This is a genomic window from Nonlabens sp. Asnod3-H03 (genome assembly GCF_045063665.1).
GTDB classification, from domain to species: Bacteria; Bacteroidota; Bacteroidia; order Flavobacteriales; family Flavobacteriaceae; genus Nonlabens; species Nonlabens ulvanivorans.
Window position 1 is genome coordinate 250,749 of record NZ_JBEFOD010000006.1, and the last position, 25,424, is coordinate 276,172.

Below are 25,424 nucleotides of genomic sequence, written 5' to 3' on the forward strand. Positions count from 1 at the left end.
AAAATTGCTGCAACACAATTCTAAAATGGTAAGTGGTAACCTACTCTAATCAATAAAAACTTTATTCTTTTGCAGTAGTGCTAGATTTTTTTTCTGATAGTTTTGACCTGTTGTCGTCGCTATTTCTATCAATCAGCTTATTATAAGGATCGATACCAGCTTCCACAGGTTTAGCATCAACGATGATGTCAAAATTGTTGGAGATCTCAGTCACTTTTAACTTTTTCAAGTAAAGAACTTTTTCTACTCCAGTGTCCTCGTCTACTTCACCAAAAACTCCTACCTCAATATAGTCTGCAAGTGGTAATGACTGTAGTGCTTTGGTTTTACCTTCAGGTGTAAAAGTTAGGCTGTCACCAGAGATATTTTTATAAACAGATTTACCTTTCTCATTAGAACGATATTTGATTACTTGAGCATCTAGTGTTACAAGATATTTACCATCTGGTAACTCTTGATAGGTAGCGTCTTTTACCTTATTATTATACAAGGTAATGGTTTCAAACATATCAGTTACTAGATATTGTAATGAGTCTGGCGTTACTGCTTTAATATCATTTACAAACTCTGTTGCAACTGGATAAGGAGCTCCTTTAAATTGATGCTTTTCTGCAAATCTTTTTATGACCGCATTAAATTTCTCATCACCTAGATAGTCACTCATGGCATATAATACAAGTGATCCTTTTTGATAATGGATATACTGCTGATTTTCATTATACATCAATGGATTCTCTTTAATTTTCTCTACAGTTCTACCTAGTAGGTAACCATCCATCGCATCTTTAAGGAATTTGCGCATTTGCTCTTTACCGTTTGCTTTCTCAAGGACTTTAAGAGAGCTATACTCAGATAAACTTTCAGAGAGTAACGTTGCTCCTTTTGCATTTGCACCTATCACTTGATGTGCCCACCACTGGTGTGCGAGCTCGTGAGCAGTTATACTAAATGGGTAATCAACGGCGTCATTATCCTCATCATCAACATCTGCTATAAAACCTATCGCCTCACTAAAAGGAATCGTATTTGGGAATGCTTGTGCAAAACCACCACCAGTTCTTGGGAACTCGATAATACGAGCCTGTCTATGCTGATATGGTGTGTAATTATCGTTATAATAATCTAGTCCTTCTTTTAAACCACTCATCATACGGTCGACATTATAGTCATGATCTGGATGGTAATATATTTCTAATTTCACACCATCATGCTCGTCTCTCTTAACATCATAACGGCCGCTTAAGAAAGCATAGAAATTGAGGATTTTAGAATCCATTTTATAGTTATAATATTTACGTCCATCTTCTTCCCATTCTTTAATGAGATATCCTGGTGCAATGGCGATTTGATCACTTGAAGTACTAACCGTTGCTTCAAAATCTATCCAGTCACTATTACCACCTATGTAATTATTATCTCTTGCGCCTGGAGCATCTGGTGCTGGAAGACGATCTTTAGGTTCTAGATCATACTTTTTACGTACTTGAGTATTGCGTATTTCAAATTGATCACTATATCCAATGGATGGGAAAATACTGTTATTAATAAAAGTACCATTATCCACCACCGGCGAGTTATTGTCAAAGAAAGTATTCGGCTTATTCTCAGTCTCAAACTTCATGATTAAAGTATCACCTGGTTGTAGCGCCTTTTTAAATTGATACATGCGGTAATTGTAATCCTCAAAATCTTTGACGATATCACTTTCTAGATCTAGAGTAATTTCTGTAGGTCTATCTGGATAATTAACATGTAAGGTGTCAATAGCAACATCAGTTTGGTTAACTAGTGTGTAAGTAGCTCCAGCTTTAAAATCACGAGTGTCTGGAAAGATATCCATAAAGGTATTTACTGCAACTAAACGAGGTTGAGGTGCTTTAGCATATTTACTTAAGTCCTTTTCATAATTTACCTGTAGCTCCTCTTGTTCTTTACCAGAGATTTGCTCGTTATCAATATTATTAACTTTCCACATATAACCACCTATTGCAAAGAATCCTAGTAATGAAACGGCCATTACAGCGATGATTGATTTTGACAATCGTGCTTTTGCAAATGCAATACGTTCTTTCATAGAAGTTCCCATACCACGACGGTAGAATAATACCGCAAGTGCAAATAATGCAATACCTAACAGCATCCAATAGACTCTATATGTGAAATAACGAGCTAGTCCACTTCCATATCCGTTCATGTCACTAGGACTAGGTGAACCAGCACCTTGATTAAATATAAACTGTCCTTGTTCTACACCTATAGCTCCTAATAGTGGAGGAATACCTATGGCAAGAACTAATAATACTATTAAACCAACCCATTTATTTTTAATCAGTGTGTGAATTAGTAAAGACATCATAATCCAAGGAATGAAATCCCAGATATTGATTACATAAAGATCAAAAAGATATAGAGGTAACTCAAACTCAAAGAAACCGTTATACGCCTGAATGATAATACCACTCAAGATCACGATCAATAAAATGGTTGCTACCATGACTACCATAGCTATAAACTTCGATAATAACATGGTCCAATTTCTGGTAGGTGTAGCATCTACTAATTGATTAATATGAGCTGCTTTTGCGCGATCCATTATTAATCCAGTATATAAGTATATCAATAGGTAAGCAAAAGTACTGAAGATACCACCTGCAAATTGAAGCATTACCCAAGTTTTAGGCAAAATATCAGTTCCGTACTGCTGTCCGGTAATTAACATAGTCAATAATGAGAACGCAAATGCAACTGAAGCTATAATTATAAAAGGCCATCCTTTAACAATGTATGCGATATCAGATTTTGCAATAATCCATGCCGTTTTAAGCTGTCCAAAGAAAGATAAATCTTGAGTAGCTGGTGGCATAACAACTTTAGTTATTGTTCCAAAGTTCTTTTTAGTGACACGCTGTGCTTTGGTTTTTGCCAGTGATAGACTCGTCGGGTTTTGTGAAAAGTTAAACGCAAATAAAACACCGATAAAAACGAGTAACGATATGCCTAACCAGATTAACCTGTTGTAAAGTAAGGTTCCGGTAATAGGTATTAATTGAGTGCTTTGTTCTTCTGGAGTCCAGTATTTAATCTGACTATAAGTGGCACTATCACCAGTAGGCTCTAGTAATTCTACCCAGTAAGAGTCATCCATAGTAGGGACACTAGATCCTGCAGCAAATTGCAATATGATCATTACCAATACAAACATAAAGCCTATATTGACATTTCTTAAAAATGCAGTAATGGCAAATACAATAGCACCATAAAAGAACACATTAGGAATAATATAAACTAAAAACGGCTGTAGATAGTTCATGATTTTAAAAGGACCAACTAACTCTTCATTGGCACCTGGTAAATAAAAACCTAAGGTGATTCCTATTAAACTAGCAATGATGATTAATAAGGTCATCGTCATACCAGCACTAAACTTTGCTAGTAAATAATTCCATTTAGTTAATGGGTAAGAATAAAGCACATTGTGCATGTTGTTCTTAAAGTCACGCTGTATTGTTCCTCCTATAATTGAAGGGATTAATAGATAAGTAAGTATAGCAAAAAAGCCTAAAAGACTATAGATACCTACCGCTCCATTTAATTTAATGGCACTTGTTACAGTCACATTATCGCTATCAAAGACACCTACTGCAAGTGCAGATATTAATAATGATAATAGAAATAGAACGCCTGCGTATATGTAAAAAAGAGGTTTCTTAAACCAGGTTTTTACTTCGTGTGTATATATCGTTGAGAACATGATTAAGCGATTTCAGTTGCAGCAATAAACTTGTCATTACTCAAAGTTGTAAAGTATACGTCTTCTAGTGTAGGGTCAGCTTTCGCGAAAGCGTCACCAGGAGAAACCTCTCCGTAAACACGTACATTAAGTTTATTATCTTCATTATAGTTAGAAGAAATCACATTAAAATCTTGTTGCATTTGTTCAATTCCATCTCGTTCTACAGTAGTGGTCCATATTTTACCAGCAAGTGCAGCAGTCATTTGTTTAGGTGTTGCTTGTGCTAGTATTTTACCGCCATTGAGAATTGCCATATCAGTACAAAGTTCTTTTACATCATCTACAATATGTGTAGAGAATATAACAATGTGATTAGTTCCTATTTCTCTTAAAACATTAAGAAAACGATGTCTTTCTGCTGGGTCAAGCCCTGCTGTAGGCTCATCAACAATAATTAATTTAGGATCGTTTAATAGTAATTGTGCGATACCGAAACGTTGTTTCATCCCACCAGAATAACCTGCTACATGTTTATTGCGTACGTCACTTAAATTAGTTACTTCAAGTGCTTTGTCAACGATAGCGTTACGTTCTGCCTTGCTAGTGATACCTTTAAGACTTGCAAAATAATGAAGTAAATCATGAGCGCTCATTTTAGGGTATACACCAAATTCTTGAGGTAAATATCCCAGTGTCTTCCTGAATTCAATTTTATTATTTAAAATATCTAATCCGTCTAGGTGTATGCTTCCAGAATCTGGTGATTGCAATGTAGCAATGGTACGCATCATAGAGGATTTACCAGCACCATTAGGACCTAGTAGGCCGAACATTCCTGCGTTAATATTAATAGTTACATTATCTAACGCTTTTACGCCATTAGGGTAAGTTTTAGAAACATTTTTAAGGCTTAGTATCATAATAAACAGTTCTTGAATAATTGGTTTTAAATGTTAGTACTTTGAAAAAGAGATTTGTTACAGTTGTATGAAACTTTTCTCTTTCTGATTTCTTTAATAAGGTTTAGTTTAGAAGATTAATAAATTGATCCAACAGTGATAATAATACTTCTATATTTTTTTCTTTTGATAATAATTTTATTTCCTCTTGGAATAGGGACTAGTAAACTATTGTCAATAAAGGTTAAGTTACCTTTAGATATAGTTCTATTAGGATTGGTTACAATCACGATTTTTTCTAGCCTCTGGATGTTTTTTCTACCATTAGCTGGTTTATGGTCATTTTCATTGATTTTTTTATCAACTGTTGTGTTTTTTTATAATAGAGCTGAAGTTTATGAGCAATTGAAAATATCTAAAAATAATATTCTCAAGCTTTCTTTTCTCAATAAGTTAACCTTGCTTTTTACACTATTGGCAATTGTTTATTGCACATCGTTGCCAGCTTACGTAATTGACAATGAAAGTTATTATATTCAAACGATAAAGTGGTTAGATAAATATGGTCTTGTAAAGGGGCTAGCTAATTTACATGTCTACCTTGCCCAACAAAGTGGTTTCCACATATTAGAAGCGGCTCTTAATTTTGATAGTGTATATGATAGATTTAATGATTTAAGTGCTTTCTATTTATTGATAGGTGTAGTTTGGAGTTTGGAGAGTGACATTAATGATAACCATATTTTGAAATACTATCGTAAGGGATTGGTTGTTTTATCCTTGATTTGCTTTACGTTTATAAGTGCTCCTAGTCCAGATACAGCTGTTTATGTTTTAACTTATATACTCATTTATAAATTCTTGAAATTATGGCATCATTGGGATGAAAAAGAATTTATCATTTTGACGTTCTTTTGTTGTCAGATTATTTATTTTAAAGTCATCATGGTGTTACTATTTATTTTAGTAATTATGATATGGTTAAAATATTATCAGGTTAAAAAGAACGTAAGCTGGATGCTTGTTGGACTACTTTTTCTAAGTTTATTTATAGGAAAAAATTTAGTTGTCACCGGTCTTCCGTTATTTCCCTTAGATTATGGGATTGTTACAGAGACAGTATGGGAGTTGCCTCTAAGCGTAAGTAATTTTTACAATGGTATAACTAAAGCACAAGCTTTTGGTGTCTCTCCAAAAGTGATTACTGAAATGAACGCTTTTGAACTTAGCCAATCTTGGTTTTTTCATTCAGGATTGGAAGGTTTGCTCAATAAAATTTTACTAATGAGTATATTAATTTCATTTATATTTCTTTTCACTAAAAAAGTAAAGCCGGCTATTAAATGCGTTCTTATAGTTTTTCTATTTCACGTAGTTGTATTGTTTGTCACTTCTCCACAATTTAGGTTTTTTATTCCTTTACTGGTTCCTTCCGCGGTTCTATCGGGATTATTAATGTTTAAACTGAGTCACAAAACAGTTAATTTCTTAATCTTAACCTTTTTGTTTGTCGGGTTAATAATCGCAACTTTTACGGGACTGCAAAATAGACTTACAGATAACGATTTAATGATAAGAAATTATAATTTACATGCATTGAATTTATTGATTCAGCCAGCGCCTAAGTCTATTTATCCTAATGATTTTAAAAAAGTTACAAAAAATGAGTTGCAATATCACTCACCCTTAAATAATAGTTTCCTATACGGAACCTATGACTTACCACTTCCGGCGGTAAATGAAAGATATGTAGAGTTTATGGAGAATAAGTATCAAATTTCTATTCAGAAATTAGGAGATTCAATAAGTGAAGGGTTTAAATATGTAAAAATTAAAAATTAATCTAATTCATAAATTTCTAAAGCCGTATTAGCTTCATAATTAAAGTTGAATAAAGCAATATTTTCCCAACTACTACCGCTTGTCTGAGAAGAACTGCCAGTATGATGTGCTACCCAATCTGGTGCCCAGTAGCAGTAACCTAAACCCTTATCGTTAGGTAAGTTTTTCATCATATTATGAATACGTAACATAAAGGTTCTTTGCCCAACTGGTGTTGCAGGATATGAAGCGATGAGTTGATCTTGTAACCCTACAATATTATTAGTATTGTCATCCCAGTTCAGAGTAAATGGATAGGCTGTTTCAACAATCATAATCTTTTGAGAAATACCGATAGCAAATGATTGTAGTTGATTCTCAATAAAATCGATATCATTATTATGCCACCAGGGATAATAACTTAAACCAGCAATGTCAAAATTTACATTATGAAACACTAATTGCTCGTAAAAATAATCAGCGCCTTCTATACCTGCATGATGAATCATGATTTGAGATTCTGGAGAAGCTAGTAATACTCCTTCAATAGCGGCTTTAGTGAGTTGAATATAGTTATCCCAATTTTCACCACCAGAAGAATATATTTGGCCCAATGGCCATAACATCCCATTATTAGTTTCATTACCTATCTGTACTATCGCTGGTGGAGTGTCTTGAAGAACTAGCTCTTGTAAAACATTTTGCGAATAATTTTTAATGCTTTCGGTCATTGAGGTAATGTTCTGTGTTGCCCATACCATAGGTATATCTTGTGATCCTGGATCTGCCCAATTATCTGAGTAATGAAAGTCTAGTAAAAAATCCATGCCTTGCGCTTTAGCCTTCAACGCTTGATCTTTTACAAAATTGAGGTTGTAAAGTCCGCTTGTATTATTAATCCATAAACGTATACGTACTAAATTAACACCGCGACTTTTTAGGTAAGCATAATTATCAACGATATCTTGACTATTCTCATCTTTAAAAACTACTCCATCTGACTCTATTTCAGGTAAAAATGAAAGGTCCATTCCTTTATAGAATTCAATAGATTCTGGTTCTGGTTGCCTGTCATTATCATTAGTAATACAAGAGATCAATAATAGAAAAACCAGAAATGGATAAAAGCATTTTTTCATAAGTGAAATATAGGGTTTACAAATCATCTACATATTCAAATCCAGTATCACCTTTTTGCTGACTTACTTTTTTGAAAAAATCATGAATAGGTTTGCGGTTTGCTTTTATCTTAACAAAATAATTATCTCTGTAAATACTATATTCTTCGGCACGACCTTTATAAACGTTAAGCTTATAATAGGGAATAGGTAGGGCATAGGTCTGCAATCTAGAACGAAATCTGACTATGATTCCTTTTTCTCTTAATTCGATATTGCACACATTAAAACTGTTATCAACGACTAGCAAGTTATGAATCTGTATGCTAGAAGATGTAATATGTAATTTAGGAGAACCACTGCCGTTGAGTTTCCACCTTTGGCGCAAGCTTAAAACTTTGCCTACGTCATTTTCAATAAGGCGTCTTGTTTCTGGGTCGTTATAAGATACATTATACAGCATATTCTAATAGTCTCAAAAGTTCCTTAAGCCTTTCATAATCCTTATCTTTGCAAGCTTAAATTTGTAACCATGACGCTTAACAATCAACTGGAAACTGCTGTAAAAAACACTGTTGAACAATTATTTTCTGTAAGATTAGAAAATGTGGAGATTACGCTTACGCGAAAAGATCAAAACGGAGACCTTACGGTAATGGTATTTCCTATGTTAAGACATATCAAAGGTAATCCTGCTGTCATAGGTGAACAAATAGGCGCAGAGCTAGCAAAAACAGACTTGATTACATCTTACGAAGTGATTAAAGGTTTTTTAAATATCACCGTAGCTCATGAAGTTTATCTAAAAGACTTTAATGATATCTTATCTCAATCTGATTATGGTAAATCACCAGTAGATAAAACAAAGTCAGGTGTGATGGTAGAGTACAGTTCACCTAATACTAATAAGCCACTGCATTTAGGACACGTGCGTAATAATTTATTAGGTTACTCTGTAGCTCAAATAGTAGAGGCTACAGGACGTAAAGTGAATAAAACCCAAATCATCAATGATCGTGGTATCCACATTTGTAAATCCATGCTGGCTTGGGAACAATATGGTAAAGGAGAAACTCCAGAATCTACAGGATTGAAAGGAGATAAACTAGTTGGAAATTATTATGTAAAATTTGATCAAGAATATAAAAAGGAAATTGCTGACTTAATAGCTGCCGGCAAAACCGAAGAAGAAGCTAAAAAAGAAGCGCCGTCATTAATTGCAGCTCAAGAAATGCTCCGCAAATGGGAGCAAGGTGATGAAGCTGTAGTTGCTTTATGGAATAAAATGAACGGTTGGGTATATGATGGTTTTGAAACTACTTATAAAAACCTAGGTGTTGATTTTGATAGTTTATACTATGAAAGTAATACCTATTTACTTGGTAAGGATGTAGTTCAAATAGGTCTAGATAAAGGCGTGTTTGAAAAAGATCCAGATGGTTCTGTATGGATTGATTTGACTGATGAAGGACTGGATCGTAAAATTGTTTTACGTTCTGATGGAACTGCGGTTTACATGACTCAAGATATAGGAACAGCTATACAACGTGTAAAAGATCACGATATCAACTCTATGGTGTATACTGTAGGTAATGAGCAAGATTATCATTTTAAGGTGCTTTTCTTAATTCTTAAGAAACTAGGATATGATTGGGCAGATAACCTTTATCATTTAAGTTACGGAATGGTAGAGTTGCCGTCTGGTAAAATGAAATCTCGTGAAGGAACTGTGGTAGATGCAGACGAGCTCATGGAAGAAATGACAGATACTGCTCGTGAGATTGCACAAGAACAAGGCAAGCTAGAAGGAATGAGCGATGCCGATAAGGAAGATCTTTATAAAATGATTGGACTAGGAGCATTAAAGTATTTCATGCTTAAAGTTGACCCTAAGAAAAGCATGATGTTTGATCCTAAAGAGTCGGTAGATTTTCAAGGAAACACGGGACCTTTTATTCAATACACACATGCACGTATTAAGTCTATCTTAAAGAAATCTGGATTTGAACAAGGCGATTTAAAAGTAGCAACAGACTTAGCATTAACAGATAAAGATGCTGCTGTCATTAAGTTATTACAACAATATCCAGAAACTATTGAAGCTGCAGCCAGAAATTATAGTCCTGCGCTAGTAGCAAATTATGTATACGAATTGGTTAAAGAATTTAATTCATTCTATCAGAACGTTCCTAAAATCGTAGAGGAATCAAATGTAGATATGAAGCAATTCCGTTTACTATTATGTTTTAAAACGGCAGCGGTAATAAAATCTGCTTGTGGATTGTTAGGAATAGAAGTTCCTGAACAGATGTAGATGTAGTCTTTGAATTCGTAAGCTGTGAGTTTTTAAATTTCAGAACTCAATTTGAAAATAAAATTATAAGTATTTAACCTATCATTCTGAACTCGTTTCAGAATCTACTAGTGATGGAAACAAAAGACAGTAGATAGTATTACCCAACGTCTTAGTTAAAGCAGACGCTGAAAAAATTTAGTGTGACGGATTTCAAAAAGAGACTTCCCTATGAGGACTAAAAAACTCAGGACTTACTTCAAAGCATCCATTTTTTTGCCAATTTCTTCAGCTTTGGCAAAAGCAGCATCTGCAGCAGATCGATCTGAAGTTGATAGTCTGTGAAAATCTCCCATGAGTTTTTTATACTCATCCTGTAATTTCTCTAACTCACTTTTCTTTTTAAATAATCCAAACATAATAGTCTTTTTACTAAAGTCGGAAAAGTTTTATTTCATTACTCTTTGAAAGCTCCTATATGCCACAATATATTACTAGGGTCATGAAGAAAGAACTCTTGTCCCCAATCATACTCCACCATTCCTTTAAGTTGAACGGTAGGGAATTGTTTCTTTAAATCTAGAGATTTCAAGTAACTTAAAAAGCCTGCTGGATCATTAACCTCAAGAAATAACATCGTGTTGTCTATCCAATCTTTAACCTGAGAATCTTGAAGATAGAAACTACAATTTCCTAGTTGACAAACACTCATGTTAGTCGCTACGGAAGTCACTTGAAATCCTAAGGCTTTATAAAAAGCAATAGATTCTGCATAATCATTGCAGCCTATAAAAGGTCGTATGGACTTAGTTGCCAGATTTTGTTGCATAGAGTATTTAAAAATATATGTTTTACTTGAACAAAAATGATAATTATCATTACTTGTGATTCTAAATTTAAATAATTTAGCGGCTCATCTATTAAATATAATATAAGTGACTTATAATCAGGTTTATAATAATTGGAAGCGTCTTTCTAAAGAAACTATTGATCAGCACATTTTAGAGGCATTATCTCAAAATATTAATTATTATGATAGTTTAAAAATGGGTGTGCCGGCATCGCATCTAGATAAGCAAGAATTTGCACCAGATTCTCAAGTGCTCGATGGCTCTACATTTCTTAAAACACTTATTAATAATCCCAATCATATAGGTGTACATACGGATACAGATTTATCAGAGCCTTATTTTTCTGGGACGCAGCGATTAGAAGCTGAGGTTATTAAAATTATTGCCGAAGATATTCTCAAAGCACAGTCAGATACTATTGATGGCTATGTCTCCTCAGGTGGTACAGAAGGTAATATTCAAGCCATATGGGTATATCGCAACTTATTTAATGAGACTTATGCATTAGAAAAAGACTATAGTTCTATAGCTATTTTATGTAGTGAAGATGCTCATTATAGTATGGATAAAGCAAGCAATCTGTTAAATATTAAACTTGCTAAAGTTAAGGTTGATTCAGAAACTAGAGCCATCGAGTCAACAGATCTTAAAAACCGATTAGAGGTATTAAAATCACAAGGTGTTGATAAGCTGATACTGGTTTGTAACATGATGACGACTATGTTCGGTTCTGTAGATTCATTGGATGACTATATGGCTGTTATCGCACAGTATCCTTCCATTACGGTTAAAGTTCATGTAGACGGAGCATATGGTGGCTTTTTCTTGCCATTTACAAATCCAGATCAACCATTGACCTTTAATGATGATTGTATTGATTCATTTACACTAGATGCACATAAGATGTTACAGGCGCCTTATGGTACTGGAATTTTTGTAATCAGAAAAGGATTACTCAAATATAGTCTTACCGATAGTGCACAGTATGTAGCAGGTATGGATTGTACACTTGTAGGTAGTCGCAGTGGCGCAAACGCCATAAGTATTTATAAAATTTTAATGAATTATGGACCATATGATTGGGCAGAGCGCATGCTGGCGCTAGCTGCTCGCACGACGCGATTAAAAAATCATTTGTTAGAGCTTGATGTAAAACTCATTCATTTTGAGGATAGCAATATTATTACCATCCATCGTGATTTTGTTACACCTATGATAGCTGTTAAATACGGACTTGTTCCAGATAATCATAACCATCCAGAGTGGTTTAAAATTGTTGTAATGGATCATGTAAAGGGTGATAAAATCACACAGTTTCTTATTGATTTTAAAGAAAGTATTACGGTAAATGATGTGTAGCGACGATTAGTTTTAGAATTACGCTTTCGCGAAAGCGTCATCTTATCAACCTAACAAATTGTAAATAAATGGAGGAATATCATAAATCATCAGGTCTAGATGGAAAATTTAACCCTTTAGATGAATTACAAATAGACGTTAAAGACTTTGTGATTAGTGCGGTTAAAAATCAGGCGATTATCATAGATACTCGTCGTGCAGATCATTATGCAGACGCAGCCATACCTGGTAGTATAAATATAGGGTTGAATGGTACTTTCACTAGTTGCTTAACTGCAGTAATCCCTAATTTGAATCAACCTATTTTATTAGTTTGTGATGATGGCACGGCGATAGATGTTTTAATGAAATTATCTCGAGCAGGATTCAATAATTGTATAGGTGTTCTTCTCGGAGGTTTCAATACATGGTTAGATTCTGGAAGGCCTATAACTAAAACTTCGCGCATTGTTAATGACGAGTTTTTGAAAATTATTAAAGAACAAGACACTGTTTTAATAGATGTACGTCATAAGAGAGATTATCAATTAAATCATATAAAAGGAGCTAAACATCTATCCTTACATGAATTAAATACTGAAGCCAAAGCCATGGATAAGCAGGCAAGATATATTTTATATTGTGTAAATGGATATCGCAGTATGATTGCGGCTAGTATTTTAAAAGGTCACAATGTTATTGATGTACGTGATTTAATAGGTGGAATAAATGCGCTTAAAGATCCTAAAGCAGCTTAAATATCGATTTTATAAACCTTAAAACCATTGGTGATATGAATAATGAAAACAAGACTTCAAAATGTTTAAGCTGTGTATGTACCGGCTGTGATAACTTTAAAAATAATACCGAAAAAGAAGCTCAATTAAAACAAGAAGAATCTAGTTCTCAAACTTCCAAGCAATAAAGCGACTCTTTTTATTCCCGCTATTCATAGGCACTATCTTATAGGTAGCCTTTAATTTGGTAAGTTGTTTTTCAAGTTTAGGTAAGTTTTCTTTACGAGATATTAAACTGGTAAACCAGCCCACTTGTGCTTTGAAAGCAACACTTTCTTTGATCAGTCTTTTTACAAATAATGCCTCGCCACCATTACACCATAATTCGTGAGATTTACCGGCAAAATTGCGATCACTCACGTCGTTGCCTAGGTTTTTATTTTTGCGCTGGTTGGCCTTAATAGCTTCATCTTCGCTACCGTAAAAAGGTGGATTACACATAGTAAAGTCATAAAGCTCTTGAGGCTTAATGATATTCTTTAATATAGAACCACGGTCTTCTTGAAATCTCAATTTGATGTTAGAAATTTTACGTGATTTAGGCATGGTAATTTTCTCTTGCAAGGATGTTGCAAAATCATAGCTTTCAGGATCAACTTCACTACCTACCATTTTCCAATTGAAAATAGCAGTTCCTAGAATAGGGTAAATCATATTAGCTCCAGTACCTATGTCTAAACCTGTGATGTTTTTTTCTCCTACTAAATCTGCTAGATGCAGTATGTAATCTACACGGCTAGGTATCGGCGGACTCAAATAATCGACTGGTAATTCCCAGTGATTAACACCATAATGCTCCTTGAGTAATGCGCTGTTTAAAGCAAGTACAGAGGCTGGATTAGTGAAGTCTATACTTATATAGCCATCTTCTTTTGTAATGAAATGAGACTTCAGATCTGGATATGATTCTGACAGCAAGTCGAGATCATATCCATGTTTATGTAAATTATTATCATGCATGACTGCAAAGATAAGATAGTAGATGCTCTTAAATATTAAAGAGCTGTGTTTCTGGTAGATTAGTTAGATTAATGACTGGGTAAATAAGTAAGTTTAAGATTGTTGCTAGCCCTGAAAAACCAATTGTTTAACAGCATGTTACCTGAGTCATTTCCATTACCTTTGCAAAAATCATTTTCATGAAGAATTTTGAGGAACTAAATCTGGGAACACCATTGCGCAATGGTATTAAAGATTTAGGTTTTACAACAATGACACCTATTCAAGAGCAGGCTTTTCCGGTTATTTTATCGGGTAGAGATATGATAGGTATTGCACAAACTGGTACTGGTAAAACACTGGGCTATATGTTGCCATTGCTTCATGAATTAAAATATGCAGACACTTTAGATCCTAGAATGCTTATTCTAGTTCCTACTAGAGAACTAGTTGTTCAAGTTGTTGAGCAAATTGAAGCTTATGCTGCTTATATCAATGTAAGAGTATTAGGTGTTTATGGTGGTACTAACATCAATACACAAAAGAAAGCGGTAACAGATGGAGTGGATATTATTGTAGCAACTCCTGGACGTTTATATGATTTAATTGTTGCACAAACGGTGCGATTAAAGAATTGTAAGAAGGTAGTTATTGATGAGGTGGATGTGATGCTAGATCTAGGTTTTAGATTTCAGTTAACTAATATCTTTGATCATTTACCTGTAAAGCGTCAGAACATTATGTTCAGTGCTACTATGACGGATCAAATAGAGGATTTTATAAAATCTTATTTCTTTAATCCAGAAAAAGTATCTGTAGCAGTAAGTGGTACGAGATTAGAGAATATAGAGCAAACTTGTTATCCAGTAGAGAACTTTTATACTAAAGCTAATCTTTTGATGGACCTTCTTACAGATGAGGAGGAATTTAGAAAAGTACTGGTTTTTGCTGGTAATAAAAAAAGTGCAGATCGTCTACAAGAGTACATGCTAGAACGATATGGTGATGAAATTGCAGTTATACATTCTAATAAAACGCAGAATTACAGATTGCGCTCTATTGAACTTTTTGATACTGGAGAACGTCGTATATTGATAGCGACAGACGTTATGGCGCGTGGATTAGATTTAGATAAAATATCACACGTAATAAATATAGATGTTCCTTCATTTCCAGAAAATTATATGCACCGTATAGGTCGTAGTGGACGTGCAGAGGAAAAAGGTAAAACTATCTTGTTCTACACAGAGAAAGAAAGAGAAGATAAAGAAGCTATCGAGGCATTAATGGATTATAAAATTCCAGAAATTCCTTTCCCAGAAGAAGTTGAGATTTCAACTCAAAAAACACCTGAAGAGAAGCCAGTCGTGCGTGAGATTTTCAATCCTCATAAAATCATTGAAGAAGAACGTGGAGCATCTTTTCATGAGAAAAGCGAGAAGAATAAAAAAGTGAATTTAGGTGGTAGCTATCGTAGGGAAATTGCAAAAAAATATAAGAAACCCAAAACACGTGGTGATAAAATCGCAAATCGCCGTAGAAAAAAATAAATCATAAAAATGCCCCTTAAGAAAATATGCTTAAGGGGCTTTTTTTATTAGAGATATTACGATTATTCAATAATTGTAATTGTTTGTGTTTTCATAGTCATTTTCATTTCTTGTGGCATCGTATCCGATTTCTTAATAACAATGTTACCATCTAATTCTTGTTTTATAGATGCATTAGTAATCCAACCTGTTTCTTTGTCTATCGTGTAAGTTCCAGAACTAGGACCAGAAAGACTGTAGTTAGCTTCCATACCATTAAGATTAGTACTTGAATTATCTGGAGTTTTTAAAATAGCCGTAGAGCTTATCATATAAGAATCCTCGGATACGCTTTCTAATTGAAAGCTGCTAGTAGCCTCAAAAGAAGCTATAGAGTTCACCGTTATGGTTTGAAACCAAGAATCACCTACAGCGACTTTTTCTTTAGGTAAAATAGCGGTTAATTGCTGGTAGTTAGAGCTCTGTTTTTCTGCATCCATTTCTTTTTTTAAAGCTGCTTCTACTTGTAATAATTGCATTTGAGGCATTTCTACATCATCAGTTAAACCTTCCATTTGACTACTATTATCAAAGCTCAAAATCTCACCATGCCTATTCATGGTTATTTTGATAGGTTGTTTAATCATATTTTTAAAAATAGTATTCATCGAGTTAGACGCAGGACCATCAGATGATATTAATTCAGTCCCCATAGGTGATTTGGTTTCGCTTGACATTTTTTTAATTACAATATCTATATAATAAATACCGTCCTTGATATCTGTTACCATATAGTCAGTTTCTGTTGTGATAATGGTTGTGATTTCTTGAGGCATCCCATTAACAACTTGCTGTTGCTCACTAGTCACCATTTGATTTTGTGGATATGACTTTCCTTTTTCAAGGTTGTATACAATTTCATGCTGAGCGGTAGCTACAATACTAAAAAGGATAGCAATAAAAAATAGATATTTTTTCATGTTGAATTATTTTGTTCGGCAATATAATATAGGGAAGGTAGAATATTGGTTTTTTAACGATTACATAACGATAATCTAAAGATAAGTCAGTTCTTGGTCAATAATTATTATATTTTTGCGGCAAAATTATATTTTCTTGAAAAAGCAACTGATTTTAAGCTTGTTATGTTTGTTTATTTTCGCTTTCGCGAAAGCGCAATCAGTAAATACTTCTTATTTATGTCTAGCAAATGGTGACATCGTACTGGCAGATTTAGGTAACTGTAGTTCCACAGTAGTGGCTAGTTATTCTTCTTCTTTCTTTGATATAGCACAAGGTGATACTGATGATACTTTGTACGGTATACGTAATGACGAATTATTTTTAATCAATGTATCCAATGGGGCAGTGACTTCATTAGGGATTTTAAACGTTGTAGGTTTTACTGGTAACTTCAGAGTTGATTCTCTAGTTAAGGAAGGACCAGGTACTTTATTAGGTGTCCATACTAATTCGCCTGGTGGACTTTTTAGGTTTGATATTGCAAGTATGACAGCTACATATATAGGTGATACGGGTTTTCCTAGTGCTGGAGATTTGACTTATTTCAATGGTAATCTTTATCTAAGTGCAGACGGTAATGATCTCGCTCTTATAGATGTCGTAAATCCGAGTAATTCTAGTCTGGTAGGGACAATTCCTGGTGTATCTGGATTTAATAATGTTTTTGGGGTAGTAACTATAATTACCGCAAATCCTTGTGCGATAAATCCAACTTTTGAATTAGTAGCGACAGGTGGAAATGATACGCGTTTTATTGATATTAATACAGCTCAAACTACCGCAAACTGCCCTAACTTAGTAAGTTCAGATATATTTGGTGCTGCTGAGGTCGCGTCTGATGTTATTTGTTCGATTAGTTTAGATATAGAAGATTCAAACGGGAATACTGATCCAGAATATTGTCAAAATGCCAATACAATTCTTAACACTACTGCAAACCCTTTAACTCCATTAGGCGTGTACTCTTATGAATGGCGTATACAAGGTCAGGCAGGTGTAGTAGGTACTAGTGCTATTTTACCTATTAATATCTCGGCCACAACCACTTACGAATGTACTATTACAGACTCGGGACGTGTCGCACCAGATAATATAGCGACCTCTAGTATTACAGTTACTGTAAACCCAATACCATCGTGGAATCCTATTGCAAATGTTATCGCGCATGGTAATTATACATTACCAGCAATAACAGGAACTAATATTCCTGCAAATGCTGCATTTTATGATAATCCAGCACATACAGGCACGCCTTGGAATGCCGGTGATGTAGTTGATCCATCATTATTTACAACTAATCCAGCAACAATATTTGTATATGGAATTGATGCAAATGGTTGTGAGCTCATTGAGCAGTTTGATATAGAATTTGTTGATGCTCAAGTTACCATTACTCCTGGAGGAATTCAAGATGTATGCGACGGTGATATGGTCACATTGACTGCTACAACGGTTCCTGCAACTCCTTATGGTAATTATAGCTTTAACTGGTCAGATACACAGGGAACAAGTTATCCTAACACGTCATCTATTACCGTAACTGTTAATGTTGCGACTACAGTTTCTGTAACTGTAAATGACTCTGGTGTAGAGAACGGAACGGATATGGGATTTGATATGACAGATTTTAATGTACTACCAGTTATTGATATAGATGATCTAGTAGATCAAAACGTGACAGGTAGTTTTACATTTCCGGCCATAACAGGAACAGGTTTAACAGGAGCTGAGGCATATTATACACAACCCAATGGAAATGGAATCATGTATAACCCAGGTGATGTAGTAACCGCAGCAGATTTTGCAGTATTGCCTATCGCTCTATACATTTATGATGATAACGGTAGTTGTAGTGATGAAGAGAGTTTTATTCTAGGTATAATGGATCCGCCTATGCTTAGTTTAACAATTAGTGCTACAGGAAATGATTTTTGCGCTGGTGAGTCTACTACATTAACTGCAACGGTGAGTCCTGCGACTGCCCAAGGTTCTTATAATTATGAATGGCGAGAACAAGGAGCGACCACTGTGCTGTCTACTGCGATGTCTTTAACAGTAATGCCAGCTGTTACTACAGTTTATGAATGTACGGTTACAGATACTGGACTAACCACAAATAATTCCATCACAGAAACATTAACTATAAATCTCATACCAGTACCAGAATTAAATCCTATAGGTTCTCAAATTGCAACAGGATCTTATACTTTTCCTAGTATCGGCGGGAATAATTTAAGTGGTAATCAGTTGTTCTATACGCAACCTAATGGATTAGGTAGTTCGTATGCTACTGGTGATGTTATCGACATTACAGATTTTATAACTTATCCAGTAACTCTATATGCTTATGATATTAATGCGTCTGGTTGTGACGATGAGATAAGTTTTGAATTGACCATCAATCCGGTAGTGGTCATCCCAGAACCTGAAGAGCCTTTATTTGTGATACCAGATTATATGACACCTAATAATGACGGTTATCACGATTTCTGGAGAATAGATATCAATAGTGCTGATGTCACAGTCACGGGTATTTATATTTTTGATAGGTATGGTAAATTGTTAAAACAACTAGCGCCAGATGGAATAGGATGGGACGCCACTTATAATGGTAATCCATTGCCGTCTAGCACTTACTGGTATCAGTTAAAATATGAAGTTAACGGTGTTCCTACAGAGACGACAGGTTTTTTTGCAGTGAAAAGGTAACCTTGACTAACTTTGGCTTAGTTATTGGAATTTGAAAATTATATAAACAATAGGGAACATTTTAATTATCTTGTGCCCGTTAAAATACAATCATGAAAAAATTATTATTACTAGTAGCTTTTATAGCTTCATCTTTCTCATTTGCACAAACAGGTTATGTTGATGCAGAGTTTTTATTGTCTAAAATGCCAGAGGTAAGCGCTGCAGAAACACAATTAAAAAATTACACCAGTAACCTTCAGGCAGATATTACAAAAGCCGAAACCAATGCTAATGCAAGATTTCAAGCTTTACAACAAGAAGCACAATCAGAAGGAGTGACTGAAGAAAGAAGACAAGAAATCATTAAAATGGCGCAACAGCTAGAAGGTTCTTTAAATACAGAAAAGCAAGGTGCCGAATTAAAATTAGCAACTAGACGAAATGAATTGATGCAACCTATATATGATAAACTGAATGCAGCTATAGAAAAGGTAGCAAAGGCAAAAGGATTTAAAATTGTCGTATCTGTTAGTTCTGTATTATTTGCTGAAGATTCTGCAAATATTACTGAAGCTGTTAAAACAGAAATGGGATTATAGTCTCTATATTTTATAATTTAAAAGCCGCTCTAAAAGAGCGGCTTTTTTTGTGACTGGTTGTGAGTGAATCACCATAAAAAACTTGTCATAATACATTAGTTATATTCAAATCTGTATATTTACCTAGTCTTCTTAAATGGCAACTTTTTAAGTTCTAAATCTTAGATACAATGATCGATTATTCATATAAAATAGCTTCTCATGTAAGGGCAATGTGGTAATAATATAAGTTCTCTATACCTTAATTATTATAACATTATTTACAATTAAAAATTATTATGTCTAAAGAAATAAAAAACTTAACTAACCTAGCAAATACAGAATATTCACTTAAAAAACTTTTCAGTGAAGCCGAAGATTTTCTTCCATTACTAGGTACAGATTACGTAGAATTATATGTAGGAAATGCAAAGCAAGCAGCACATTATTATAAAAGTGCGTTTGGATTCCAATCATTTGCTTATGCTGGCCTAGAAACTGGTCTTAAGGATCGCGTATCCTACGTATTAACACAAGGCAAAATTAAACTTGTCCTTACCACTCCATTACAAAAAGGTGGAGAGCTCAATGAACATATCAATGTTCATGGAGATGGCGTTAAAGTAGTTGCTTTATGGGTAGATGATGCTAGAAGCGCCTTTGAAGAAACAACTAAACGTGGTGCAAAACCTTACTTAGAGCCTACCGTTGAAAAAGATGAATTTGGTGAAGTAGTGCGCTCGGGTATTTATACCTACGGAGAAACTGTTCACATATTTGTAGAACGCAAAAATTATAATGGAGTCTTCTTACCAGGATATGAAAAATGGGAATCTCATTACAATCCTGAGCCTGTAGGTTTAAAATTTATCGACCATATGGTTGGTAATGTAGGATGGGATGAGATGAATAAATGGTGTAAGTTCTATGGTGAAGTTATGGGATTTGCTCAAATCATTTCTTTTGCAGATGATGATATCGCTACAGAGTATACTGCTCTTATGAGTAAGGTAATGAGTAACGGTAATGGTCGTGTTAAATTCCCTATCAATGAACCTGCCGAAGGAAAGAAAAAATCTCAGATAGAAGAATATTTAGATTTCTACAATGGTCCTGGAGTTCAACATATTGCAGTGGCCACAGATGATATAGTTGCGACAGTAAGCGCAATGAGAGAACGTGGTGTTGAGTTTCTTTATGTTCCAGATACTTATTATGACGATATTTTAGAACGAGTAGGTGAGATCGATGAGGATATAGAATTACTTAAAAAACATGGTATTCTTATCGATAGAGATGATGAAGGTTACCTGTTACAGTTATTTACTAATAACGTATTAGATAGACCTACCATGTTTATTGAAGTAATCCAGCGTAAAGGTGCCCAATCCTTTGGAGTAGGTAATTTTAAAGCCTTATTTGAGGCTATTGAAAGACAACAGGCAAGAAGAGGTACTTTATAAATATTATTTAAATCAAATAAAAAAGCCCGAAATCATTATTGATTTCGGGCTTTTTAAATTAGAATGATATTAGCTTATCAGCATTATTGTAGCCATAATAATCATTATTGCATTTTCAATAAACGTAGCCTCAGTCATCGGTAATTTTAAAGCCGTTCCTAAACATGCACATTGAATGGACTTCTTATCTAGTAAGGTTTTAGTTACGCCACCAGTTGTAATACTTAAGACTACTAAGGTGATAAGTAACGCAAGGTCAACTTGAAATCTTATTAGAAACATTAAACCTAGCGCTGTTTCTATAAATGGGTATGCCCAAGCATATCCAGGAATTAATTTGGCTAGTGGATCGTACATTTTAAAACTGTCTGGAAAACCTTTTAAGTCCAGTATTTTAAAAAAACTAAAGACAATAAAGAATAATCCCATAAAATCGAGCATCGCTTCATTCCAGTTCTCTCTGCTATAGTTCAATAAAAGTGTAGCAATTGTGATATACCCTAGAATTAAAAATAGAGGCTTCAGTTGTTGTAACTTTGATTGTTTTGGTTCCGCTTTCGCGAAAGCGGAATTCTCAAATATATTTTTTTCCTCCATCAGACTTATATGATACTTAGGACTAAGTGCATGCTGGAATGTGTCTAAACTTATATGAGAGGCCATGTTTATCACAGCCTGCTCATTTTCTAGTGTAACCGTTGCATGATCCACATCATCAATGTTATTTAATTTATTCTCAACATCAGCACGGCAACCATTGCAGGTCATGCCTTCTATGTGGTAAATATGTTTCATCATTTTTTAGGTAAATAAAGAGATAAATTAGAACCTTTTAATCCATCTATGTGACCAGCGATAACGGTTGGACTTATAGTTCTAAAGTGCATGTGTAAAAAAGTTGTGTGATGAGTAAATACAGCTTTGTGCTTTTTTGAATAAAAACCTATAATTTCTACTTCTTGGTTTTCAATCGTACCATAAGCACCTGATTCTTTATGTTTTTTATGATTGTGTACTAGGTCGCCATCTATCCAATTAATCACATGCCAGTCTAATAGATCAACAGTACCTTTTAAAAGAAAAGGAAATGGTTTTTCTGTATCTATGGCATTCTTTATAGCGTGTATTTCTAATTGCTGCTCTAATTGATTGTTATCAAAGAATCCATCAAGATCAATTGCTGTAGTCCAGTTTTCAACTTGCGCATAAACTAATAAGGCTGCCTGATGATTAAAATGAGATTCTATAGTGACACGGTTATCATCAGATTCTTTACTTACATAAGATTCACTATCGAATACTTGAACTTCACCTTTCAAATTTTCTAAAGCACCTAGAGCATAGAGATGAGGTAATTCTTGAATGGAATCTAGTGACGCAGTTGCCACTAGATTCCCAGACATGATGTTCATTAAAGCACCAGTATTCTTTACTGTATAATCTGTTTGCTTCTTCTTTTCACAGCTACTTAGTATTAAAATACATGTTATAGATAAGAAAAAGAGCTTATTCATAGGTTATATCTTTAAGTATATATTTGATCAATTGACCTTTACGATAATTAGTAATATACATCAAACCGTCTTGAACAAAGATATCTGTAGGTTTATCGATGTTAGTTTCTATGATTTGTTTTAATTGATGTTTCATATCAAAAATGAGAACACGTCCATTTTCAAAATCTGTAAGCAATACTTCATTATCAGTTACATAAATTCCTGTTGCGGCATTTATTTTTTGATCAGCTCCTATTATGGCTATTGCTTTTCCTGTTTTGTCAAATACCTGTGCTCTATGATTATAAGCATCTGCTATGTAGATGTAGTTTTCTGTGATCTGCACATCTGTAGGGTAGTAGAGCTGTCCTAGCTCTTTGCCTTCTGTACCTATACTTATCCATTCTTTACCATCATAATAAAGTACCCGATTAGGATAGAAATCTGCAATAGCGATTTCATCTTCAAAAACGCTTATCGCTGCTGGTGCGTCTAATGACTCTTGTAGTACTAAGTAATCCATTTTGTTATCTCGCATTACTGCGATGGAGTCACGTCCATATTCTGGTACAAAAAGAGCTCTTTCCTTAAGTAATGAAGTAGTTACCTTATCTGTGATTTTAAAGTCTGATTCTCCAAAATCTATATGCATCGGTCTTTTAAAGCCTTCCATCTCAAATAAAACACTTCCATCTTCATCTACCTTAACCACGCGATTATGGTCTCCATCACTTAGAAAGATATCATTACCATCCATAGCAATACCTATAGGGTTGATACCGTCCAGTTCGATTACTTTTTCAAATTGCCAGTCTTGTGGAACAGCAGCTTTATCTGTACATGAGATTATCGTGGCCGCAGCCACGATAATGTATATTAATGTTCTCATTAGTTTGCTCTTTCGTATTTGCAACATGGGTGCAAGTTATCATAACTAGTATCTGTAGCTCTAGTCCCATTAGTGTCATGACCTACACCAGCCGCAGCGCTCTCAATATTTTTTTCACTAGTCTGATTCTGGTCATAACTTACAGTTAGTATTTTTGTGTCTACGTTCCATATAGCTGTAGCAACACCATCAACAGCAGTTGTTGCTTTTTCTATACGTGCCTTGCACATACCGCACATACCATTGACGTAAATTTTAGATGTAGTCACCTCATTGACTGTTTCTTTTTCAGCTTCTTTGTTAGTTTCAACTGTACCACTTGCGCGTGTGATTTTTGCGTCGTTAGGTGTGTATCCCGCTTTTACTACTTGAGCTACAACAGCTTCCATAGTTAACTCTTTTGCTGCTGGATAAGTGAATGAGAAATCTCCTGTTTCTATATCAATTGCAATGTCTTTAATCCCTTTAAATTCTTTAAACTTTTTCTCTAGGCCATAAGCACAGAATGGACAGCCTAAACCGTCTACCTGTACCTCAAATTGATCTCTATCTTTATTAGATTGTGCATCTACTTGGGTTAAAGCAAGTAGACTTATCATTATGCTTAATATAATTGTTATTTGTTTCATCTTGTTTTAATGTTATTCATTAGGAGACTGTTATAGCAGTATCCATGTTGATATTTGTTGTGTTTATTTGTGATTAAAAAGTATATCGCGTTCCCACAAAAACAGAATAGTTCAGTGCGCGATCATCTGCTATATCTTGAATAAGAGGTAATTGAACCGCTAGATCAAAGGTGATATTCTTACGAGCATATTGTATCCCTTGAGCATATAATAACTGGTACCAATCGCGCTCATGTAGCCATACACTGTTGTATTCAAAATATAGATTAAGTTGCTTATTAGGATACTGAGGTTTTAATAATGGAAGGCCAAAACCTAGTTTAGTTCTGAATTCATCTAAGCTGCCGTCTGGCATCCAGTTGTAACCTATCTCTGTAGAAATACCGTATTTCAAAGTTTCTAAACCTGATACAATACCGTAATATCCAGAGTACTTTCCTGTAGAAATATCCATCACATCAATTTCCTGACCGGTAGGTAAAGTTTGTAAGGTCTTTGCTACCATACGGAATGTTCTTCCAGTACCATCTTTACGGTAAAATTGATATTTCCCCATAATTTTCATGTCCGCTAGTCCACTGCCACTAGTGTCACTCAAGTCATAGTTGACATAAGGTACGTGCAAAGCGATTAGTGAATTTGCAGTAGGTAAATAATGCAGCATTACGGGAACATAAACGGCTGTTCCACGCTCGGTGTTTCTGATTTCAGTTAGGGTTTTCATGGTGAAGCTATTGCCTCCTAGCATGATAGGTTTATCTGCTGTAATGGGTGGACCTTGAGCATACGCTTTCGCGAAAGCGAAAACTATCAAAGCCACCATAATAATATGTTTCATAGTGTAGTAAAATAAAGTTAGTATTCTTAATTAATGCCTAATGGCAATTGAGAAAACAACTTTACTTAGATAAGAAAAGACTGGTGCAACACTGGTATGTCCCTTGTGACCAGAGGCGGCGAGTAAGATGTAAAAGGTGTGTCCACAAGATCATCGCCAGTGATCGAGTAGATGTAAGAATGAGTAAATAGAAGTATAAATTGTTGCTGGTCTAAATTAAAATGATCCCATGATAATTTTAAATCATCTTGCCCTTTTACTAATTCCACAACATCATTACAACAACTTTTTTCTAGTACCACGGCACAAGATTCCGTCGTGTTATTAGTCTCCATACCACAACCATGGGATGGAATAATCATTGAAACATCTTTTAAAAACGGGCCGCAAAAATGTTTATGCACACTGAATGATAGGGTAGAGCATAATACCATTACCGCCATCATAAATACACCTATATTTTTAACCATCTTTAAAAACATATAACAAAGATACAATA

General features: G+C 34.6%; 22 protein-coding genes. 8 read left to right on the forward strand and 14 right to left on the reverse strand.

All coding sequences use genetic code 11. From position 1 onward, the window contains the following. Window positions 1-61 precede the first annotated feature (61 nt). Window positions 62-3,751, reverse strand: a complete 3,690-nt coding sequence (locus ACJJVI_RS01320; RefSeq protein WP_405349880.1) for an ABC transporter permease/M1 family aminopeptidase — start codon at window positions 3,749-3,751, stop codon at window positions 62-64. A gap of 2 nt (window positions 3,752-3,753) precedes the next feature. Further along, window positions 3,754-4,653 carry an ABC transporter ATP-binding protein gene (locus ACJJVI_RS01325; RefSeq protein WP_036580384.1) on the reverse strand — a complete coding sequence of 300 codons (900 nt, stop codon included), beginning with the start codon at window positions 4,651-4,653 and terminating at the stop codon, window positions 3,754-3,756. A 135-nt stretch (window positions 4,654-4,788) separates the two neighbouring features. On the opposite strand from ACJJVI_RS01325, the gene ACJJVI_RS01330 reads away from it, so the two are divergent. Then, window positions 4,789-6,474, forward strand: a complete 1,686-nt coding sequence (locus ACJJVI_RS01330; RefSeq protein ID WP_405349882.1) for an LIC_10190 family membrane protein — start codon at window positions 4,789-4,791, stop codon at window positions 6,472-6,474. On the opposite strand, the gene ACJJVI_RS01335 is transcribed toward ACJJVI_RS01330, so the two are convergent. Further along, on the reverse strand, window positions 6,471-7,592 hold the full coding sequence (locus ACJJVI_RS01335; RefSeq protein WP_405349884.1) for an arabinogalactan endo-beta-1,4-galactanase: 1,122 nt from the start codon (window positions 7,590-7,592) through the stop codon (window positions 6,471-6,473). The two genes, ACJJVI_RS01330 and ACJJVI_RS01335, sit on opposite strands and share 4 nt — an antisense overlap. A 16-nt stretch (window positions 7,593-7,608) precedes the next feature. Continuing rightward, window positions 7,609-8,034 (reverse strand): hypothetical protein, encoded by a 426-nt coding sequence (locus ACJJVI_RS01340; RefSeq protein WP_405349886.1) that lies wholly within the window; start codon window positions 8,032-8,034, stop codon window positions 7,609-7,611. 69 nt (window positions 8,035-8,103) lie between these two features. Here ACJJVI_RS01340 and argS point away from each other — a divergent pair, with 69 nt between their 5' ends. Next, window positions 8,104-9,885: an arginine--tRNA ligase gene (gene argS, locus ACJJVI_RS01345; protein WP_405349888.1), complete on the forward strand. Its 1,782-nt coding sequence runs from the start codon at window positions 8,104-8,106 to the stop codon at window positions 9,883-9,885. Between the two features lie 233 nt (window positions 9,886-10,118). Here the strand turns inward: argS and ACJJVI_RS01350 are convergent, their stop codons facing one another. Together ACJJVI_RS01350 and ACJJVI_RS01355 are read right to left on the reverse strand one after the other, a co-directional pair. Continuing rightward, on the reverse strand, window positions 10,119-10,283 hold the full coding sequence (locus tag ACJJVI_RS01350; RefSeq protein WP_036580395.1) for a Lacal_2735 family protein: 165 nt from the start codon (window positions 10,281-10,283) through the stop codon (window positions 10,119-10,121). Window positions 10,284-10,321: 38 nt separating this feature from the next. Beyond that, window positions 10,322-10,693, reverse strand: coding sequence for a glyoxalase (locus ACJJVI_RS01355; RefSeq protein ID WP_405349890.1), 372 nt, complete (start codon window positions 10,691-10,693; stop codon window positions 10,322-10,324). Between the two features lie 106 nt (window positions 10,694-10,799). Between ACJJVI_RS01355 and ACJJVI_RS01360 the strand changes: the two genes are divergently transcribed. Both ACJJVI_RS01360 and ACJJVI_RS01365 read left to right on the forward strand, forming a co-directional pair. Continuing rightward, window positions 10,800-12,074 (forward strand): pyridoxal-dependent decarboxylase, encoded by a 1,275-nt coding sequence (locus tag ACJJVI_RS01360; RefSeq protein WP_405349892.1) that lies wholly within the window; start codon window positions 10,800-10,802, stop codon window positions 12,072-12,074. Window positions 12,075-12,142: 68 nt separating this feature from the next. Next, complete coding sequence (locus ACJJVI_RS01365; RefSeq protein ID WP_405349894.1) at window positions 12,143-12,811, forward strand: rhodanese-like domain-containing protein; 669 nt, start codon at window positions 12,143-12,145, stop codon at window positions 12,809-12,811. Between the two features lie 141 nt (window positions 12,812-12,952). Here ACJJVI_RS01365 and rlmF read toward each other — a convergent pair whose 3' ends face one another. Further along, entirely contained in the window at window positions 12,953-13,810 is an 858-nt protein-coding gene (gene rlmF / locus ACJJVI_RS01370; protein WP_405349896.1) for a 23S rRNA (adenine(1618)-N(6))-methyltransferase RlmF, read from the reverse strand. Between the two features lie 179 nt (window positions 13,811-13,989). On the opposite strand from rlmF, the gene ACJJVI_RS01375 reads away from it, so the two are divergent. Continuing rightward, the gene (locus ACJJVI_RS01375) at window positions 13,990-15,339 is read left to right on the forward strand and encodes a DEAD/DEAH box helicase (protein WP_405349898.1); all 1,350 of its coding nucleotides are present in this window, start codon (window positions 13,990-13,992) and stop codon (window positions 15,337-15,339) included. 62 nt (window positions 15,340-15,401) lie between these two features. Here the strand turns inward: ACJJVI_RS01375 and ACJJVI_RS01380 are convergent, their stop codons facing one another. Continuing rightward, the gene (locus ACJJVI_RS01380) at window positions 15,402-16,298 is read right to left on the reverse strand and encodes a DUF6263 family protein (RefSeq protein ID WP_405349900.1); all 897 of its coding nucleotides are present in this window, start codon (window positions 16,296-16,298) and stop codon (window positions 15,402-15,404) included. A 136-nt stretch (window positions 16,299-16,434) separates the two neighbouring features. Here ACJJVI_RS01380 and ACJJVI_RS01385 point away from each other — a divergent pair, with 136 nt between their 5' ends. The 3 genes from ACJJVI_RS01385 (at window position 16,435) to hppD (ending at window position 21,073) form a co-directional block, all read left to right on the forward strand. Beyond that, entirely contained in the window at window positions 16,435-19,050 is a 2,616-nt protein-coding gene (locus ACJJVI_RS01385; RefSeq protein ID WP_405349902.1) for a T9SS type B sorting domain-containing protein, read from the forward strand. Window positions 19,051-19,142: 92 nt separating this feature from the next. Continuing rightward, on the forward strand, window positions 19,143-19,631 hold the full coding sequence (locus ACJJVI_RS01390) for an OmpH family outer membrane protein (RefSeq protein WP_042247975.1): 489 nt from the start codon (window positions 19,143-19,145) through the stop codon (window positions 19,629-19,631). A gap of 278 nt (window positions 19,632-19,909) precedes the next feature. Then, window positions 19,910-21,073: a 4-hydroxyphenylpyruvate dioxygenase gene (hppD, locus tag ACJJVI_RS01395; RefSeq protein ID WP_036580409.1), complete on the forward strand. Its 1,164-nt coding sequence runs from the start codon at window positions 19,910-19,912 to the stop codon at window positions 21,071-21,073. Between the two features lie 69 nt (window positions 21,074-21,142). On the opposite strand, the gene ACJJVI_RS01400 is transcribed toward hppD, so the two are convergent. From ACJJVI_RS01400 to ACJJVI_RS01425, 6 genes are all read right to left on the reverse strand, one after another. Beyond that, window positions 21,143-21,868: a heavy-metal-associated domain-containing protein gene (locus ACJJVI_RS01400; protein WP_405349904.1), complete on the reverse strand. Its 726-nt coding sequence runs from the start codon at window positions 21,866-21,868 to the stop codon at window positions 21,143-21,145. Continuing rightward, a complete protein-coding gene (locus tag ACJJVI_RS01405; RefSeq protein WP_405349906.1) occupies window positions 21,868-22,587 on the reverse strand; it encodes a decarboxylase in 720 nt (239 codons plus the stop codon). Before ACJJVI_RS01405 ends, ACJJVI_RS01400 begins: the two co-directional genes overlap by 1 nt. Beyond that, window positions 22,580-23,458, reverse strand: coding sequence for a hypothetical protein (locus ACJJVI_RS01410; protein WP_405349908.1), 879 nt, complete (start codon window positions 23,456-23,458; stop codon window positions 22,580-22,582). The genes ACJJVI_RS01405 and ACJJVI_RS01410 overlap by 8 nt, the downstream gene beginning before the upstream one ends. Further along, the gene (locus ACJJVI_RS01415) at window positions 23,458-24,087 is read right to left on the reverse strand and encodes a heavy-metal-associated domain-containing protein (RefSeq protein ID WP_405349910.1); all 630 of its coding nucleotides are present in this window, start codon (window positions 24,085-24,087) and stop codon (window positions 23,458-23,460) included. Before ACJJVI_RS01415 ends, ACJJVI_RS01410 begins: the two co-directional genes overlap by 1 nt. A gap of 73 nt (window positions 24,088-24,160) precedes the next feature. Continuing rightward, a complete protein-coding gene (locus tag ACJJVI_RS01420; RefSeq protein WP_348021498.1) occupies window positions 24,161-24,925 on the reverse strand; it encodes a hypothetical protein in 765 nt (254 codons plus the stop codon). 65 nt (window positions 24,926-24,990) lie between these two features. Next, window positions 24,991-25,407 carry an HYC_CC_PP family protein gene (locus ACJJVI_RS01425; protein WP_405349911.1) on the reverse strand — a complete coding sequence of 139 codons (417 nt, stop codon included), beginning with the start codon at window positions 25,405-25,407 and terminating at the stop codon, window positions 24,991-24,993. Window positions 25,408-25,424 lie beyond the last annotated feature (17 nt).